16 protein-coding genes and 1 pseudogene are annotated in these 15,226 nt (G+C 64.6%); 9 read left to right on the top strand and 8 right to left on the bottom strand.

What is annotated here, in order from left to right:
* Window positions 1-91: 91 nt before the first annotated feature.
* The 4 genes and pseudogenes from ACFULT_RS19240 to ACFULT_RS19225 form a co-directional block, all read right to left on the bottom strand.
* Window positions 92-1,000, bottom strand: a complete 909-nt coding sequence (locus ACFULT_RS19240; RefSeq protein ID WP_378482168.1) for a pseudouridine synthase — start codon at window positions 998-1,000, stop codon at window positions 92-94.
* A complete protein-coding gene (locus ACFULT_RS19235) occupies window positions 993-1,835 on the bottom strand; it encodes a rhodanese-related sulfurtransferase (protein WP_378482167.1) in 843 nt (280 codons plus the stop codon). The genes ACFULT_RS19240 and ACFULT_RS19235 overlap by 8 nt, the downstream gene beginning before the upstream one ends.
* 94 nt (window positions 1,836-1,929) lie before the next feature.
* The gene (locus tag ACFULT_RS19230) at window positions 1,930-3,600 is read right to left on the bottom strand and encodes an alkaline phosphatase (protein WP_037110893.1); all 1,671 of its coding nucleotides are present in this window, start codon (window positions 3,598-3,600) and stop codon (window positions 1,930-1,932) included.
* 131 nt (window positions 3,601-3,731) lie between these two features.
* Window positions 3,732-3,926 (bottom strand): annotated as a pseudogene (locus ACFULT_RS19225) (AAA family ATPase); the annotation flags it as partial.
* Window positions 3,927-4,010: 84 nt separating this feature from the next.
* Between ACFULT_RS19225 and ACFULT_RS19220 the strand changes: the two are divergent.
* Together ACFULT_RS19220 and ACFULT_RS19215 are read left to right on the top strand one after the other, a co-directional pair.
* On the top strand, window positions 4,011-5,489 hold the full coding sequence (locus tag ACFULT_RS19220) for a cryptochrome/photolyase family protein (protein WP_378482166.1): 1,479 nt from the start codon (window positions 4,011-4,013) through the stop codon (window positions 5,487-5,489).
* A 35-nt stretch (window positions 5,490-5,524) separates the two neighbouring features.
* Window positions 5,525-5,992: a GbsR/MarR family transcriptional regulator gene (locus tag ACFULT_RS19215; RefSeq protein ID WP_037110891.1), complete on the top strand. Its 468-nt coding sequence runs from the start codon at window positions 5,525-5,527 to the stop codon at window positions 5,990-5,992.
* A 5-nt stretch (window positions 5,993-5,997) separates the two neighbouring features.
* Here the strand turns inward: ACFULT_RS19215 and ACFULT_RS19210 are convergent, their stop codons facing one another.
* On the bottom strand, window positions 5,998-7,020 hold the full coding sequence (locus ACFULT_RS19210) for an ABC transporter substrate-binding protein (protein ID WP_378482165.1): 1,023 nt from the start codon (window positions 7,018-7,020) through the stop codon (window positions 5,998-6,000).
* Window positions 7,021-7,092: 72 nt separating this feature from the next.
* Between ACFULT_RS19210 and ACFULT_RS19205 the strand changes: the two genes are divergently transcribed.
* Together ACFULT_RS19205 and ACFULT_RS19200 are read left to right on the top strand one after the other, a co-directional pair.
* On the top strand, window positions 7,093-7,914 hold the full coding sequence (locus ACFULT_RS19205; RefSeq protein WP_378482164.1) for an SDR family NAD(P)-dependent oxidoreductase: 822 nt from the start codon (window positions 7,093-7,095) through the stop codon (window positions 7,912-7,914).
* Window positions 7,911-8,411: an SRPBCC family protein gene (locus ACFULT_RS19200; protein ID WP_378482163.1), complete on the top strand. Its 501-nt coding sequence runs from the start codon at window positions 7,911-7,913 to the stop codon at window positions 8,409-8,411. The genes ACFULT_RS19205 and ACFULT_RS19200 overlap by 4 nt, the downstream gene beginning before the upstream one ends.
* A 29-nt stretch (window positions 8,412-8,440) precedes the next feature.
* Here ACFULT_RS19200 and ACFULT_RS19195 read toward each other — a convergent pair whose 3' ends face one another.
* Complete coding sequence (locus ACFULT_RS19195; protein ID WP_037110888.1) at window positions 8,441-8,953, bottom strand: DUF664 domain-containing protein; 513 nt, start codon at window positions 8,951-8,953, stop codon at window positions 8,441-8,443.
* Window positions 8,954-8,986: 33 nt separating this feature from the next.
* On the opposite strand from ACFULT_RS19195, the gene ACFULT_RS19190 reads away from it, so the two are divergent.
* Entirely contained in the window at window positions 8,987-10,051 is a 1,065-nt protein-coding gene (locus ACFULT_RS19190; RefSeq protein WP_378482162.1) for an NADPH:quinone reductase, read from the top strand.
* Window positions 10,052-10,091: 40 nt separating this feature from the next.
* Here ACFULT_RS19190 and ACFULT_RS19185 read toward each other — a convergent pair whose 3' ends face one another.
* Window positions 10,092-10,571, bottom strand: a complete 480-nt coding sequence (locus tag ACFULT_RS19185) for a phosphoribosyltransferase (RefSeq protein WP_378482161.1) — start codon at window positions 10,569-10,571, stop codon at window positions 10,092-10,094.
* Between the two features lie 85 nt (window positions 10,572-10,656).
* Between ACFULT_RS19185 and ACFULT_RS19180 the strand changes: the two genes are divergently transcribed.
* The 3 genes from ACFULT_RS19180 (at window position 10,657) to ACFULT_RS19170 (ending at window position 13,334) form a co-directional block, all read left to right on the top strand.
* Window positions 10,657-11,289, top strand: a complete 633-nt coding sequence (locus ACFULT_RS19180) for a class I SAM-dependent methyltransferase (RefSeq protein ID WP_378482160.1) — start codon at window positions 10,657-10,659, stop codon at window positions 11,287-11,289.
* A gap of 10 nt (window positions 11,290-11,299) precedes the next feature.
* Window positions 11,300-11,674: a VanZ family protein gene (locus ACFULT_RS19175; RefSeq protein WP_378482159.1), complete on the top strand. Its 375-nt coding sequence runs from the start codon at window positions 11,300-11,302 to the stop codon at window positions 11,672-11,674.
* 229 nt (window positions 11,675-11,903) lie between these two features.
* Entirely contained in the window at window positions 11,904-13,334 is a 1,431-nt protein-coding gene (locus ACFULT_RS19170; RefSeq protein WP_378482158.1) for a stealth family protein, read from the top strand.
* A 1-nt stretch (window position 13,335) separates the two neighbouring features.
* On the opposite strand, the gene ACFULT_RS19165 is transcribed toward ACFULT_RS19170, so the two are convergent.
* Window positions 13,336-14,241, bottom strand: a complete 906-nt coding sequence (locus ACFULT_RS19165; protein WP_378482157.1) for a phosphodiesterase — start codon at window positions 14,239-14,241, stop codon at window positions 13,336-13,338.
* Window positions 14,242-14,431: 190 nt separating this feature from the next.
* Between ACFULT_RS19165 and ACFULT_RS19160 the strand changes: the two genes are divergently transcribed.
* The gene (locus ACFULT_RS19160) at window positions 14,432-15,226 is read left to right on the top strand and encodes an alpha/beta fold hydrolase (RefSeq protein WP_378482156.1); all 795 of its coding nucleotides are present in this window, start codon (window positions 14,432-14,434) and stop codon (window positions 15,224-15,226) included.

Genomic DNA, 15,226 nt, shown 5'->3' with positions numbered 1-15,226 from the left:
AGAACTATGCCGGGAATCCATGACGTACCCATGAGACGCACATGAAGGTTTCTTCATCTACGCCCTGTTCCTACGGCGGTGCGTATCCAGCTCAGCCCGCGAGGGTCCGCCGACTCTCGAATCTGCGACGCGCACCGGTGATGGGATCGTCGAACTCCACCGCACGGGCGAGCAGTTGCAGCGGCGAACCGAAATCGTCGGCGGCAGTCCGGGTGTAGATCGGATAGTACGGGTCGCCCTTGATGGGAATACCCAACGAGGACAGATGAATCCGAAGCTGATGAGTACGGCCTGTATGCGGAAAGAGTCGGTAGCGGGCAGTGTCGCCTAACCGTTCGACGAGTTCGATGCGGGTCTCGCTGTTGGGCTCCCCCGGTTCCTCGCGGGCGACCATCACACCGTGATCCTTCAGAATCCGGCTGCGCACCACCCGGGGGAATTCGAGATACGGATCGAATCCAGCGACGGCCTCGTACTCCTTGAGCACTGCGCGCGAGGAGAACAGTTCCTGGTACGGACGCCGAAGCTCGCGCGAGCGGGTGAAGATCAACACTCCTGCCGTCGCTCTGTCGAGGCGATGGGCAGGCGTCAGGTCCGGGCAGTCGAGGAGGCGTCGCAGTCTGACGGTCGCGGTCTCGGTGACGTGCATTCCGCGAGGAATCGTCGCGAGGAAATGCGGCTTGTCGACGACGACGATGCCCTCCGCGTCGTACAGAACATCCAGCTCGAACGGCACCGTAGTCTCGGGTGCCGGCACGCGATGGAAGTGGACGAACCTTCCTGGTGCATAACGACTCTCGACGGTCCATGGCCGAGCTTTCTCGTCGACCACCTCGCCGGCGGTCAACATCGTCACCCAGTCGTCACCGGGATGCTCACGCTGCAGGAAGTCGAGAAGAAGTGCGGACGAGTCGTCGTGCGGAAGGCGGATTCTCAGGGGCGCGAGACCGTCCCGGTACGGCAGAGGAGGCTGCGGAGCCGGCTGTGAGTGCTCAGGCACAGTCCACGCATACCAAGCGAAGGCCCCGCCCGTCGTCGCCGTCGAAATCCTGATATCTCGAGGTCGGGTTGGTGCACACCGTGCATTTCCCGATCACCTCGGTGTGGTCGGAGAAGTCGACCGTCATCCGCTTGTCGAACACGTACAACGACCCTTCCCACAGCGCATCGTCGCCGAAAGTCTCCGCGTACCGGACGATTCCACCGTCGATCTGGTAGACCTCCTCGAATCCGCGGGAGCGCATGAGTGACGACAGCACCTCGCAGCGGACGCCGCCCGTGCAGTACGTGACCACCGGGCTGGACTTCAGGTGATCGAACTCGCCCGAGTCCAGTTGCGCAACGAAATCCCGGGTTGTCTCCACATCCGGGACGACGGCGTTCTTGAACTTGCCGATCTGCGCTTCGAACGCATTGCGGCCGTCGAAGAACACGACGTCATCGCCGCGCTCGGCAACCAGATCGTTGACCTGCTGCGGACTGAGGTGCACTCCCCCGCCCACCACGCCGTTCTCGTCGACCTTCAACTCCTCCGGTGCCCCGAACGTGACGATCTCCGGCCGAACCTTCACCGACAGGCGCGGAAAATCCTCCCCCAGCCCCTCCGACCACTTGATGTCGGCTGTCTTGAACGGCGCATAGCTGCGAGTGCCGCGGACGTACCTCTTGACGTCCTCCACATCACCACCGACCGTCGCATTGATGCCGTGTTCCGAAATCAGAATGCGCCCGGTGAGGTTGTTCGACGCCGCCAGGGTGTGCTGCCACAGCCGAATCGCCTCGGGATCCGGCAGCGGAGTGAACACGTAGAACAGCACAATCTTCGGTACAGCCATGGTGCAAGTATGCCGCCCGTGGTGACCGAACGGCACATTCGCTCACTCAGAGTGACCGAACGGTACGTTCGGTCCGAAAAGGGGCCGGGGTCGGCTAGCGGACGGGGAGTGGAGCGGGGTCTACGCGGGCGATGCCGTCGCCGACCGTGAAGCCTGCCGCCCAGGACACTCCGGTGAGCGGGTCCTCCTTGGCGTCGAGGAACCAATGGTCCATCTGGACGCCCGACGGGGTGACGTCGAAGACTCCGAAGCCGTGGCTGTCCAGTTCGACGTATCGGATGTGTCGGTTCAAGGTGGTCAGCGCGGCCTCTGCGACTCGGCCCAGGGTGTGCGGCGGGGTTTTGGTGAGGTCGTCGACGTTGGCCGAGGACACGGAGGTGACGACGAGCTCTGTCGCGACGCCGCCTGTTTCGAAGTACCGAGCGGCGTCCTGCGGGATGTCGCATGCCCAGGCCGAATGGATGTCACCGGTGACGAAGACGGTGTTGCTGACGCCGTTGTCCGCGATGGCGGCGAGCAGCTTCTTGCGGTCGGCGGTGTAGCCGTCCCAGGGGTCGGCCATGTAGGGCACTCCGCCTTCGGGGATGCCGAGCAGTCCGGTCAGCGCCCGCGCAGCCTCGCTCTCGAGCGGCGGGACCAGCACCGGGGTGATCATGACGGGATTGCCGACGATCTTCCAGCGGGTCGGCGAGCTGATCAGGCCGTCGGTGAGCCACTGCATCTGATCGGCGCCGGTGATGGTGCGGTTCGGTGAATCGACCTCGGCTCCCGCCGTCGGCGAAACCTGTTTGGATCGGTAGGTCCGCAGGTCGAGCATCGACAACTCGAGTAGATTGCCGAAGCGCAGTCGGCGGTACAGGTGCCGATTCTGCGGTGTTCCCGCCGCTCGTACCGGCATCCACTCGTAGTAGGCCTGGACCGAGTTGGCCTTGCGGACGTTCCAAGGCCCTTCGGTCTCCGGCTGGTGGTTCTGGGCTCCGCCGTCGTAGGCGTCGTTCGCGCTTTCGTGGTCGTCCCAGGTGCAGATCCACGGCACCCCCAGATGCGCGGCCTGCAGGTCGGGGTCGCTCTTGTACTGGCCGTGCCTGGTCCGGTAGTCCGCGAGACTCACGATCTCGTGCACCGGATCGTGCACGCGGATGACGCCGTTCTTTCCGGCGAACTCACCGGTGCGGTACTCGTAGATGTAGTCGCCCAGGTGAATGATCGCGTCCAGATCGGTCCGCGTCGACAGATGTCGGTAGGCACCGAAGTACCCGGACTCCCAGTTGGAGCAGGACACGACACCGAACCTGATCCGCTCGACGTCCGCGTCGTTCGCCGGAGCCGTCGACGTCGTACCCACGACCGACTGCACACCCGCGGCGTCACCGTCGGCAATCTCGAAGCTGTAGTAATACGTCGTCGACGCCGTCAGCCCGTCGACGTCCACCTTGACGGTGTGATCGACCCCGGCGTCGGTCGTCACAGCGCCGCTGCGGACGAGGTTCGTCAACTGAGGGTCCGTGGCCACGCGCCAGCGCACGGTCGTAGCCGGGCCGAGGCCCGAGCCCGGGGTTGCACCCGGCTGCGGAGTGACACGAGTCCACAGAATCACCGCATCCGGCGTCGGATCCCCCGAGGCGACGCCGTGCTGGAACGGTACGAAATCCTCACCCTGAGCGTGCGCCACAGCAGGCAACGCCGACGCTGCCCCCGCAGCTGCGAGCGCAACCGTCGACGATCGAAGAAACCCTCGCCTGGACACGCCCTCGTTCACGATCACCGAGCCAGTTCATGCGAACTTCGGGTCCCGGTCAAGTCAGGCTGGCCACAGCGGCGGAAAATTCATCGATCCGTTGCCGTCGTGCATGCCCGAGTGTCATCCGAGCGGATGATGGAAGGGGGCCTCACCGCGGTCGCGCCCTGGTCGTTGACCTCCTGCCAGCGCTCCTCACCGATCGACATCGTCGTCAGATTCGTCTGGGGATCGAGATCCATGACGAGCACCCGCAGGCCGAACTCGGCGGACATGAACTCGGCTACAGCGGCAGTCGTCGTGGACTTCCCGACGCCGCCCTTCAGGTCGATCGTGGCGATGACAGTCGCCATTGCAGGCCACCTCCCTGTATCGCGCGCAGTTCAGCACACAGCGAGCGGGTTTGCAGGCCTGTGGATGGGAGCATTCTGCCGTCCATGAACTCCCCGCTCTGGCTGTTCGGCGATCAACTCGGTCCGCATTTCCATTCCACGCCGGACCTCCGTGACCGCAAGGTTCTGCTGATCGAAAGTGCCCGCGTGCTCCGACGGCGGCCGTTCCACCGACAAAAACTCCACCTGGTGCTGTCCGGGATGAGGCATCTGGCCGACGAGCTGGGAGACCGCGCGACCTATCTCAGAACCGAGACCTATCGGGAGGGGCTCGAACAGTTCGGCAAACCCGTCGTGGTCTTCGAGCCGACATCGCACGCGGCCGAGGCATTCGTCGACGGGTTGTTCCAGGAAGGTCTCGTCGAGGACGTGTTGCCGACGCCGATGTTCGCGCTGAGTCGAGCCGATTTCGAGGAGTGGGCAGGTAATCGTCACCAGTTCCGGATGGAAACCTTCTATCGCGATCAGAGGCGACGCTTCGAGATCCTGATGTCCGGTGACGAACCGGTGCAGGGCGTCTGGAATCTCGACGAGGAGAACCGTGAACCACCGCCGAAGAAGCAGGCGACGCTCGGCGTCGACCCGCCGTGGTGGCCGACCGAGGACGACATCGACGAGCAGGTACGCGCGGATCTGGACGCGATGGAGCTGGACACCGTCGGCAACGACGGCCCCCGACTGTTCGCGGTGACTGCGGCCGAGGCACGAAAGGCTTTGGAGCACTTCGTGTCCTATCGACTTCAGGACTTCGGCAAGTACGAGGATGCCGTGATGACGCAGGACTGGACGATGGCGCACTCGTTGTTGTCGGTGCCGCTGAACATGGGATTGCTCGAGCCGCTCGACGTGGCGGAGGCCGCCGAGAAGGCGTGGCGCGACGGCGACGCGTCGCTGGCGTCGGTCGAGGGGTTCGTCCGGCAGATACTCGGATGGCGTGAGTACGTGTGGCATCTGTACTGGCACTTCGGACCCGAATACATCGATCGGAACGAACTCGATGCTCACGTCCCGCTGCCGAAGTGGTTCACCGACCTCGACGGTGACGAGCCGATCGCCGCCTGCCTGGCGCACACGCTGTCCGAACTCCGCGACCGCGGCTGGGTGCATCACATCCCGAGGTTGATGATCCTGGGCAACTTCGCACTGCAGCGCGGCTACGACCCTCGCGCCCTCACCGAGTGGTTCGCCACCGCCTTCGTCGACGGGTTCGCGTGGGTCATGCCCGTCAACGTCATCGGCATGAGCCAGCATGCCGACGGCGGTCTCATCGCCACGAAGCCGTACGCATCCGGCGGCGCCTATCTGAACCGAATGACCGATCACTGCGGTGGATGCGAGTACAACCCGAAGAAGCGGCTCGGGCGCGACGCGTGCCCGTTCACGGCAGGGTACTGGGCGTTCGTCCACCGCCATCGAGATCGGTTGTCCCACAACCACCGAACCGCACGCCAGGTGTCCTCGATGAACAGGTTGTCCGACCTCGACCAGGTCCTCGAGCAGGAGGCACAGCGAGAGGTATTCTGACACAATCGTTCCGTGCTGGAACGAGAGAATCATCGATGAACGACGGTCGATTCCCCGAGTGGTTCGTCGAGCGCTTCGCCGACTACTGGCAGTCCGGCGGGGCGTCGCGCATCGAGGGCAGGATCATGGGATATCTGCTGATCGACGAGACACCGGGTGTCAGCGCTGCGGAACTCGCCGAGGCTCTGAGCACCTCACGCGGGTCGGTATCGAACTACATCCGACGCCTCATCACGCGAGGATTCGTCAAACAGGTTCGGCGACCGAAGGATCGGACGCACTACTACGTCATGGACGCGGACGTCTGGGGCGGATTCCTCGAAACCGAACATGCCTACCTCGAAAATCAGCGCGCACTGGCCACCGAAGCACTGAAATACGCCGACCCGAGCGGGCCGGCGTATCTCCGTGTGCTCAACATGCGTGACTACATGGGGTGGATCATCGACAACCGAATGCTGCGCAGCGAGTGGAATCGGTTCAAGGAAGAACGGGACTCCTAGCTCGGTCACCCTCGAGCGGGCAGCTTCGCGATGGCCTCGTCGATCATCGGGACGTAGCGCTCGAGCGCCCACGGAACGGTCAAGGGGTTGATGATCGAGGAGCCCGTGACGAACGGCTGCTCGGTCGGCGCCACGACCGATCCGCGATTCACCGCGGGGATCTGGTTGTACGCCGGCTGCGCCTCGGTGTCGCTGCGGTTCTGCGCGTCCGAGTAGAACGTGAAGATCAAGTCCGAATCGTTCAGCAGGTTGGCGTTCTCGAGCCCGATGACAGCGGAATCGGTGCCTTCGGTCTCGTCGAGGGTGTAGACCACGGGATCGACCTCGAGTCCGAGTGCACGGACCATCGCGACCCGCTGCTCCTCCGCGAGGAACACACCGAGCGTGCCCGGGCCGGTGTTGTAGATGTAGGAGAACGAGACGTCCTCGTACTCCGGATGCGAGGCGGTGGCGTCGGCGAACTGGCTCTTGATCTTGTCGATCTCCTCCGCCGCGCGCTCCTGCTCACCCATGGCCTTGCCGATCACGGAGATCTGGTCTTCCCAGGTGATGGTCCACGGCTGCTCCTCGTATGCGACCACGGGGGCGAAGCCGTTGAGTGCGTCGAACTGCTGCTGCGTGATTCCCGACCACGGCGCCAGGATCAGATCCGGGTCGAGTGCGAGGATCGCCTCGATGTTCAGCTCGGTTCCGCCGGTGAACTGCTGTGGCAACTGGTCGTCGTCCAGCGCCTCGTCGATCCAGGGCAGATACCCGGAATCGTCACTTCCCCAGGGGTATTCCTCGACTCCGACAGGAACGGTGCCCAGTGCGATCGCCGTCTCGGCCGATCCCATTCCGAGTGTCACGATGCGTTCCGGTTTCTCGGTGATGACGGCTTGTCCGAGCGCGGAATCGATCGTGACGGCGGCGAAATCGCCCGAGGTGTCCGACTCCGCGGGTTCGGTCGACCCACATCCAGCCAGAACCAACGCAGTAGCGACGAGTCCGGACAGCGCCGCAGCGCGCCGGCGAGAGGCGATTATCATCAATTGACCATAGGCTAACCTATCTCGAATTTTCAAATCGAATGAAAGTTCACAGACGCTACGGTGGTGCACATGAGCCTTCCCCGTCCCGCCCCGGACCGCACTGCCGTCGTCACCGGCGCCTCGTCGGGCATCGGCGAGGCCATCGCACGCGAACTCGCGTCGCGGGGCCACGGCGTCACCCTCGTCGCGAGGCGAGCCGAGAAGTTACGAGAGCTGGCGAACGAACTGAGTGCCCGAGTGCGCGTGGAGGTACTGCCTGCCGATCTGTCGGTCAGAGCGGACCGAGCAGACCTACTGCCGCGGATCGAGGCGCTAGGCCTTGTTCCGGACATCCTCGTCAACAATGCAGGGCTGTCCACCCTCGGCCCCGTAGCCGACTCGGACCCCGACGCGGAGCTGAACATGATCGAGGTCGACGTCGCATCAGTCGCCGATCTGTGCAGTCGGTTTCTACCCGGAATGACCGCTCGCCGACGCGGGGCCGTCCTCAACGTCGCCTCCACCGCGGCCTTTCAGCCACTCCCGGGACAAGCGGGATACGGCGCCTGCAAGGCATTCGTGCTCTCCTACACCCAGAGCCTCAGTGGTGAACTGAAAGGCACAGGAGTCACGGCGACAGCGCTGTGCCCCGGCCCCGTCGACACCGGTTTCGGCGAAGCCGCCGGATTCGCCAAGGAGGACGCCGAAGCGGCATTGCCGCCCATCATGTGGTTGCCGGCGGACGTCGTCGCGAAAACGGCCGTCGACGGAATGGCCAAGGGCCAGATGGTGGCGATCCCGGGACTGATCAACCGCGTCGCGTCCATCTTCGCTGCGGTCGCACCACGAACACTGTTAGTACCCGTCCTCGCCCGTAGCCACCCGGGCCTTCGAAAGGGAAAGTCTTCATGACGCGCGAGTTCACGGTTTCCGACAGCATCGTCGTCGACGCCACCGCAAAGGAACTGTACGACGCGATCAGCGACCCCACGCACATGGGGTCGTGGAGTCCCGAGAACCTCGGCGCCGTCGTGCTCGACCCGCGCGACTCCGCCTACGTGGGAATGCAATTCGACGGCCGCAACAAGCGGGGCCGGGCGCAGTGGGTGACACGCTCGACGGTGACCGTCGCCGACCCCGGAAAGACGTTCGAGTTTCGAGTCTTCGCGATCGGCGTGAAATCTCCTCGCCTGAAGGGCGCGAACGCGACGTGGCGGTACGATTTCGAGCCCACTCCTCAGGGGACGAAAGTCACCGAAACCTGGACCGACGATCGTCGAAAATGGCCCGATGCAGTGGCATTCGTGTTCGACAAGATCGTCACGAGCGGCAAGACCTTCCCCGAGTTCCAGCGTCGTAACATCCGGAAGACGTTGGAGAATCTGCAGACTCACTTCGCTGCCAAGTAACCGCCGAGCAGAAGTTCGACGGCTGCCGATCAGGCTCTGTCCGCCAGCCCCCGAACGTAGGCAGCCTGGCCTGCGTGCTGAAGATCGTCGGACACAACCGAAACGAGACGAACACCGAGGGTCACCGGCGGATCCCAATTGTCGTCGACTACTCGATCGAGATCCTCGACGGACAGAGACTGCACGTACGCAACGGTTTTCGCATGGACGGCGTCGTGGTAATCGCGCAGCAGATCAGCACTGCTCGTGACCGCTGCGACGTCGTCGGACGACTGCCCGTAGCCGATCGCACCGTCGTCGAACGGCAGCGCGAACCGGTCGCTCCACCCATCGGCGGTCCATACCTGCTCGGAACCGGCCACTCCAGCTACATGGTCGTCCTGCACGCGCGTCAGATGCCAGATCAACCAGGCGACCGTGTTGGCCTCGGAGTCGGCACGGAACGTCAGAGCATGCTCCGGGATGTCGTCGAGGGTGTCGTGCACGACACCCTTGACGCGTTCGAAAGCGTCCACCAGTACTTCGGCGTGATTCACGAGCATCCTTTCGTCGGCACATCTCATGCATACCCCACGATGAAATCTGTCGCCGGAATTTCCGTCACCCGTGCGCCCGTTGCACCGAGCATGAAGGCAATCAGGTACACCCGGACCGGCGGCTCATCCGTACTCACCCTCGAGGACCGCGACATCTCCGAACCCGGACCAGGCGAAGTGCGCGTCAAGGTCGCCGTCTCCGGCGTCAACCCCACCGACTGGAAGAACCGAAGCGGCGCGACAGGTGAACTCGCTTTCGACGAGGTCTCCCCCAACCAAGACGGAGCAGGCACCATCGACGCCACCGGACCGGGTGTGGAGGGCCTCGCGAACGGCGACCGCGTCTGGCTCTACCTTTCCCAGCACCAACGGCCCTCCGGCACCGCCCAGGAGTACACCGTCGTATCCGCCGACCACGTCGTCCGGTTGCCCGAGAACGTCTCCTTCGACGTCGGCGCATCCCTCGGCGTACCCGCGATGACCGCTCACCGCGCCTTGACGGTCTCCGAGGACGGACCGACACGACTGCACCCCTCCGCCCTGGACGGCAAGACGGTCCTCGTGGCCGGCGGCGCCGGAGCCGTCGGGCACGCGGCGATCCAGCTGGCCCGATGGGCAGGAGCAACCGTCGTGACCACCGTCAGCGGACCCGAGAAGGCCGCCCTCGCGACAGCCGCGGGAGCCCACCACGTCGTCAACTACAAGACCGGCGACGCCGCCTCCGAGATCCGCGCGATCGCACCGGACGGAGTGGACCTGATCGTCGAGGTCGCGCCCGCGCAGAACGCGGAGTTGAACGCCGCCGTCGCAGCGAACCGCGCATCGATCGCGATATACGCCAACAACGGCGGCGACAGCTTCACCCTCGACATTCGGCCGAACATGGTGACCAACGCCCGCTATCAGTTCGTGCTGCTCTACACCGTCGGTGACGACGCACTAGAAGCCGCCGAAGAGGACGTCACCAACGCTGCCGCAGCCGGCGTCCTCGAGGTGGGCGAGGACGCGGGCCTACCGCTGCACCGCTTCTCCCTGGCGGACACCGCAGCAGCCCACGATGCCGTGGAAAACGGCACCGTCGGAAAGGTGTTGATAGACCTCTGAGCCTATGTGAGTGGAATGTAGGCCAGGGCCTACATTCCACTCACGCAGGGGTGATGACGGGCAACGAGCTCCACGGAAAATTGATCCACAGGTCCGTCTCGCGCCAGGAGAAATCCGGCGCGATGATCGACTGCGGCTTGGTGTAGATCACCGCGGACTTCACCTCGTCCGTGTGCTTCTTCAGCAACTCGACGACGAGTGCGAGGGTACGACCGGAATCCGCGACGTCGTCGACCACGAGCAATCGCTTGCCGACGATGGCATCGGTGTCCAACAGCGGCTCCAGAACCACCGGGTCCGGCAGCGTCTCCTCGATGTCGGAGTAGAACTCCACGTTCAGCGTGCCCGCGGCCTTGACGCCCATCGCGTACGCGATGGCGCCTGCAGGGATCAAACCGCCGCGAGCGATCGCGATCACGATCTCGGGCTCGAACCCGCTGTCCACGATCGACTGCGTCAGCTCGCGAGATGCGGTTCCGAACGTCTCCCAGGTCAGGACTTCGCGTCCTCCGTCTGTCATGCACGAAGCCTAGGCCGATCGACAATGTATTGCCGATATAGCAAAGAATGTTGCGAAACGACAAGGAGGCTTGCATCCTGGACCCATGCACACACATGACGAGCCCGTGTTCGATCAGGCCTTCTGGGACAACCTGTACACCGAGCAGGCGCAGCGTTGGAGCGGAAATGCCAACCCTGTCCTGATCACCGAGGCCTCCAAGCTCACCCCGGGGACCGCACTCGACATCGGCAGCGGCGAAGGCGGCGACGCGCGCTGGCTGGCCGACAACGGGTGGACGACGACCGGCGCCGACATCTCGGCGGTTGCCATCGAGCGCGCCCGAGAGACACAAGGCGACCGCACCATTACGTGGCTGCACCGCGATTTGCTGACGTGGGAGCCCGAGGAACGGTACGACCTCGTCACTGCGCACTTTTTCCAACTGCCTCCCCATCAGGTCGGCCCCGCGTTCCAGCGTTTCGGTACCGCGGTGGCCCCCGGCGGGCACCTGCTGATCGTCGGGCACAGCCCCAACGACCACCTCGCGTCGCACCACCAGCACGCGCAGATGCTGTTCGACGTCGACACCATCACTGCCCTCTTCGACGAGGACCAGTGGACGACGGTCGTCGCCGAGGACCGCGCCCGTCCCGGAATCGACCCGGACGGCACGCCCGCCGAGCGCACCGACACGGTGGTGCTGCTGCGACGCTCCCAGCCGACGGAACGCACCTAGACTCGATCGAATGCCGCTGAAGTACATGTCGCTGAAGTACATGCCGCTGAAGTACTACGCCCCGCTGGCCGTGTCGCTGGTCGCAGCGCTGATCATCCTGTTCACACCGGCGTCCGGCGTTCCCAGTGGTTTTCAGCACAGCGACAAGATCATTCACTTCCTCCTGTTCGCGGCGCTGGCGTACTCGTCGCGATTCGCCGGTATCACCGTGCGGGTGACCCTCGCCTGGACGGTGGCGTTCGCGGCGGCGTCGGAGGTCCTCCAGGCTCTGCTTCCACTGGGGCGCAGCGGGTCGGCACTCGACGCGGTGTTCGACGTCCTCGGCGTCTGCGCAGGCCTGCTGATCGCCGTCCGCGTCCTTCCGGCCCGGTCGGCTATACACTGAGCACACTGCTCCGGGGGTCCTCGGCTCGCACGCCACCTCCGGAAGGTTCACCATCACCTCGACGTCCGCTCCGCACGATATCTACCTCGTTCCTCCCGAGCAGGACTCGGACGAACCCGTCCTCGGCGCGTCGGCCGATACGACTGCACGCCTCACCGGCCGCGCGGACATCGTTCCGTTCGGCGGTCGGTTCGCACTGAAGATCACCTCGACGACGCCTCACCAGGCGATGGTCGAGGATCTTCTGTTCGTCAGGGCCGTGCTCGACGACGCAGCGATCCCGTACCTCCTGGTGCGAGGAAACGACGAACGGCCGGTCGTCGCCATCGACGATTCGCGTCGCTCTGCTCTTCGGGACGCTCTGGTGGCGGCATGCACCGCCGAGCCGTTCTACTGCAAGACCGTCGACGTCAAACGCGGCAAGGCAGTGCTCGTCGCCGACGGAGGACTCGACGATTCGCCCAACGCACGAATCTTCCGGTTGTTCCGACCCCGCGCGGAACCGACGAGCGGTTTGAACTACGGCGCGTCCACCGCGGTACAGATCGAACTGTGGGACATATCTGCGTCGGAAATAGTTCTCCCGGTCGAGAACTCCCTGACCCGCCGAACGATCAAGCCCGAAGAAGCAGTACGCGGCACCGTCGACCGATTCGGCAAGACGTGGCCGACCATCGAGAACATGTTCGCCGACCACGCGTCCGACATCAATTTCGACATCGACATCGTGTTCTCCTGGGTAGACGGTTCGTCGGCGGAATTCCAGGCTCAACGCGCGAGGCGCATGCAGAACTACGTCGTCGGCGAGGGCGACGCGTCCGCCGCACGCTTCCGCCAGATCGACGAGCTCAAGTACGCGCTCCGGTCCATCCACATGTACGCGCCGTGGATCAGACGGATCTTCGTCGCGACCGATTCCGACCGGCCCTCCTGGCTCGCCGACGATCCACGCGTCACGTTCGTACCGAGCGAGGCATTCTTCGTCGACACCTCGGTGCTGCCCACGCACAATTCACAAGCCGTCGAATGCCAGTTGCACCACATCCCCGGGCTGTCCGAGCACTTCCTCTACTCCAACGACGACATGTTCTTCGGCCGACCCGTCGGCCCCCAGATGTTCTTCTCCCCCGGCGGCATCAGCATGTTCATCGAAGCCCCCATCCGAATCGGATTGGGCTACAACGACGCCGACCGGAGCGGATTCGAGAACGCCGCCCGCGTCAACCGTCGGCTCCTGCAGGACCGATTCGGCATGACGACCACCCGCCACCTCGAACACGCAGCGACCCCGTTGCGCAAGAGCGTCATGCAGGAGATGGAAAACGAGTTCCCCGACGAGTTCGCGTCCACCGCGGCCAGCGTGTTCCGTGCGAGCACCAACATCTCGGTGACGAACTCGCTCTACCATTACTACGCCCTGATGAGCGGCCGGGCCGTCGTGCAGCGCGACGCGAAAGTCACCTACATCGACACCACGGCCTACGCCGGTCTCCATCGGATGGAGTCGATGCTGCCCAAACGCGCCGTCGACTTCTTCTGTCTCAACGACGGCAGCTTCCCCGAGGTCGATCTCGAAGTGCGCACCCACCGCGTCACCGAATTCCTCGACCGCTACTTCCCCATCGTCGCGCCGTGGGAGAGTTCGGCGCGGGCCGAGTGAACTAGACGTCCACTCGCGAGTGGCGGGTGGAGTCGGCAATCGTCACGCCCGCGCGGTCGAGCCGCCGTGCGACCTCGTCGGCCGAGACGTACTCGCCGACGGTGTCGTACGAGCCTATCGGCACCACCGAATGCACGACGGTGTCGTCGTAGACGTGCACCAGGTTGAACGCCTGCGCCCCGTCGCGGCCACGGATCGCGCCCGGCTCCACACTCAAGTCCTGGGTATAACACGTCGCCGACGCCACCGACACCGGAATTCCGGCGAACGTCGCCGTCGTCGAATAATGCAGATGCCCGGCGATGATGGACCGAACATCGCTGCCGCGGACCACGTCGGCCAGCCTGTGCTGATCGAGCAGCTCGACGAGCACCGCCAGATCCAGCACCGTCGGCACCGGCGGGTGATGCATCGCGAGGATCGTCCCGAACTCGGCGGGAGTGGCGAGAACATCGGCGAGCCAATCCAACTGCGCGGCCGTCACGTCGCCGTGATGCGCGCCGGGCACCGTCGAATCGAGCGTGATCACGCGAAGGCCGTCGATGTCGTGGACACGATCGACCGACCCCGACGCGTGCTCCTGATCGAGCAGCCGCGATCGGAACGTCGCGCGGTCGTCGTGGTTTCCCATCGCCCACACGACCGTCGCACCCAAGGCGTCGGCGACGGGTTCGACGAGGCGGCGCAAGGTGTCGTACGCCCCCGGCTCCCCTCTGTCGGTCAGATCCCCCGTGAAGACGAACGCGTCGGGGCGAACACCGGACGCCTCGACGTCGGAGAGAAGGCGGGTCAACCTGGCAGTGCTGTCCACTGCGCCGTACAGATCTCCGTCGGCAACCAGATGGGTATCGCTGACGTGCAACAAGCAGTGATTCGGGCGTGGATACTCCGCCGTCCGAGCCTTCATCGGTAACTCGCTTCCGATCGGCCGTGGTGGGCACGCTGATCGCGTGGTCCTCTTCCTCAACCCTAGCCAAGACGCCGGAGGAAAATAGCGCGGGTACGTCACACCAACATGGAACGAACATCTGCCGGAAGTTCCGGCACCGGCGCAGTGGCCTAGATTTGGGTCCACTCCCTACGAGAGGATCCCGCCCATGAAGTTCACTCGATCCAAAGTCGCCGCTGCCACCGCGGCACTGGCAGCAAGCCTGCTGCTCGGCACAGGAACCGCAGCTGCGCAGGACCTGCCCACCGTCGTACTCGTCCACGGCGCCTTCGCCGACACCTCCAGCTGGGACGGCGTCGCAGCAGACCTACGCGCTCGGGGATACGACGTCGTCGTTCCGGACAACCCGCTCCGTGGGCCCGGCTACGACTCCGCAGCCGTCGAGAAGGTCGTGCAGGGCATCGACGGGCCCGTAGTGCTCGTCGGGCATTCCTATGGCGGCTCGGTCATCACCAACGTGCACGCGTCGAACGTGGAATCCTTGGTCTACGTCGCGGCCTTCGCACCCGCCGCGGGCGAACCCGCCGCGCTGGCACTCGACCCGTTCCGCTTCGGCCTGACATCGCTGCTGCCTCCGGTGCTCGGCCTCGGCATCGTCGACGACTCGACCAACATCCTCGGCAAGAACGTCGACGGCTACATCTCGCCGAATCTGTTCAAGCAGTACTTCGCTCCCGACGTCATCGACGAGCAGGCGGCGAAGATGATCGCGAGCCAGAAGTCGATCGCGGCCACCGCGCTGATCGAACCGAGCGAACCGCCGTCCTGGGCGAACACCAAGAGCTACGCACTGATCCCTCAGCAGGACCAGATCATTCCGCCGGCCTCGGAGAAGTTCATGGCCGAGCGCGCAGGCGCGGAGATCACCGAGGTCCCGGGCTCGCACGCGATCCTCGTGTCCAACCCGGGTGCAGTCGTCGACCTGGTAGTGGACGCGTCCTGA

It is taken from the genome of Rhodococcus sp. NPDC057297 (genome assembly GCF_042667435.1).
In the GTDB taxonomy this organism is placed as follows: Bacteria; Actinomycetota; Actinomycetes; order Mycobacteriales; family Mycobacteriaceae; genus Rhodococcoides.
The sequence above is the reverse complement of the archived record's forward strand: the minus strand, read 5'-3'. Positions and strand labels throughout refer to the sequence as shown.

What these genes read in the sequence shown, in the direction of transcription:
- ACFULT_RS19175 (WP_378482159.1), top strand. Translation starts at nt 11,300, where the DNA reads ATGCCGCTGAAGTACATGTCGCTGAAGTACATGCCGCTGAAGTACTAC.
- ACFULT_RS19190 (WP_378482162.1), top strand. Translation starts at nt 8,987, where the DNA reads ATGAAATCTGTCGCCGGAATTTCCGTCACCCGTGCGCCCGTTGCACCG.
- ACFULT_RS19165 (WP_378482157.1), bottom strand. Translation starts at nt 14,241, where the DNA reads ATGAAGGCTCGGACGGCGGAGTATCCACGCCCGAATCACTGCTTGTTG.
- ACFULT_RS19195 (WP_037110888.1), bottom strand. Translation starts at nt 8,953, where the DNA reads ATGCTCGTGAATCACGCCGAAGTACTGGTGGACGCTTTCGAACGCGTC.
- ACFULT_RS19235 (WP_378482167.1), bottom strand. Translation starts at nt 1,835, where the DNA reads ATGGCTGTACCGAAGATTGTGCTGTTCTACGTGTTCACTCCGCTGCCG.
- ACFULT_RS19160 (WP_378482156.1), top strand. Translation starts at nt 14,432, where the DNA reads ATGAAGTTCACTCGATCCAAAGTCGCCGCTGCCACCGCGGCACTGGCA.
- ACFULT_RS19210 (WP_378482165.1), bottom strand. Translation starts at nt 7,020, where the DNA reads ATGATAATCGCCTCTCGCCGGCGCGCTGCGGCGCTGTCCGGACTCGTC.
- ACFULT_RS19205 (WP_378482164.1), top strand. Translation starts at nt 7,093, where the DNA reads ATGAGCCTTCCCCGTCCCGCCCCGGACCGCACTGCCGTCGTCACCGGC.
- ACFULT_RS19170 (WP_378482158.1), top strand. Translation starts at nt 11,904, where the DNA reads ATGGTCGAGGATCTTCTGTTCGTCAGGGCCGTGCTCGACGACGCAGCG.
- ACFULT_RS19200 (WP_378482163.1), top strand. Translation starts at nt 7,911, where the DNA reads ATGACGCGCGAGTTCACGGTTTCCGACAGCATCGTCGTCGACGCCACC.
- ACFULT_RS19220 (WP_378482166.1), top strand. Translation starts at nt 4,011, where the DNA reads ATGAACTCCCCGCTCTGGCTGTTCGGCGATCAACTCGGTCCGCATTTC.
- ACFULT_RS19215 (WP_037110891.1), top strand. Translation starts at nt 5,525, where the DNA reads ATGAACGACGGTCGATTCCCCGAGTGGTTCGTCGAGCGCTTCGCCGAC.
- ACFULT_RS19180 (WP_378482160.1), top strand. Translation starts at nt 10,657, where the DNA reads ATGCACACACATGACGAGCCCGTGTTCGATCAGGCCTTCTGGGACAAC.
- ACFULT_RS19185 (WP_378482161.1), bottom strand. Translation starts at nt 10,571, where the DNA reads ATGACAGACGGAGGACGCGAAGTCCTGACCTGGGAGACGTTCGGAACC.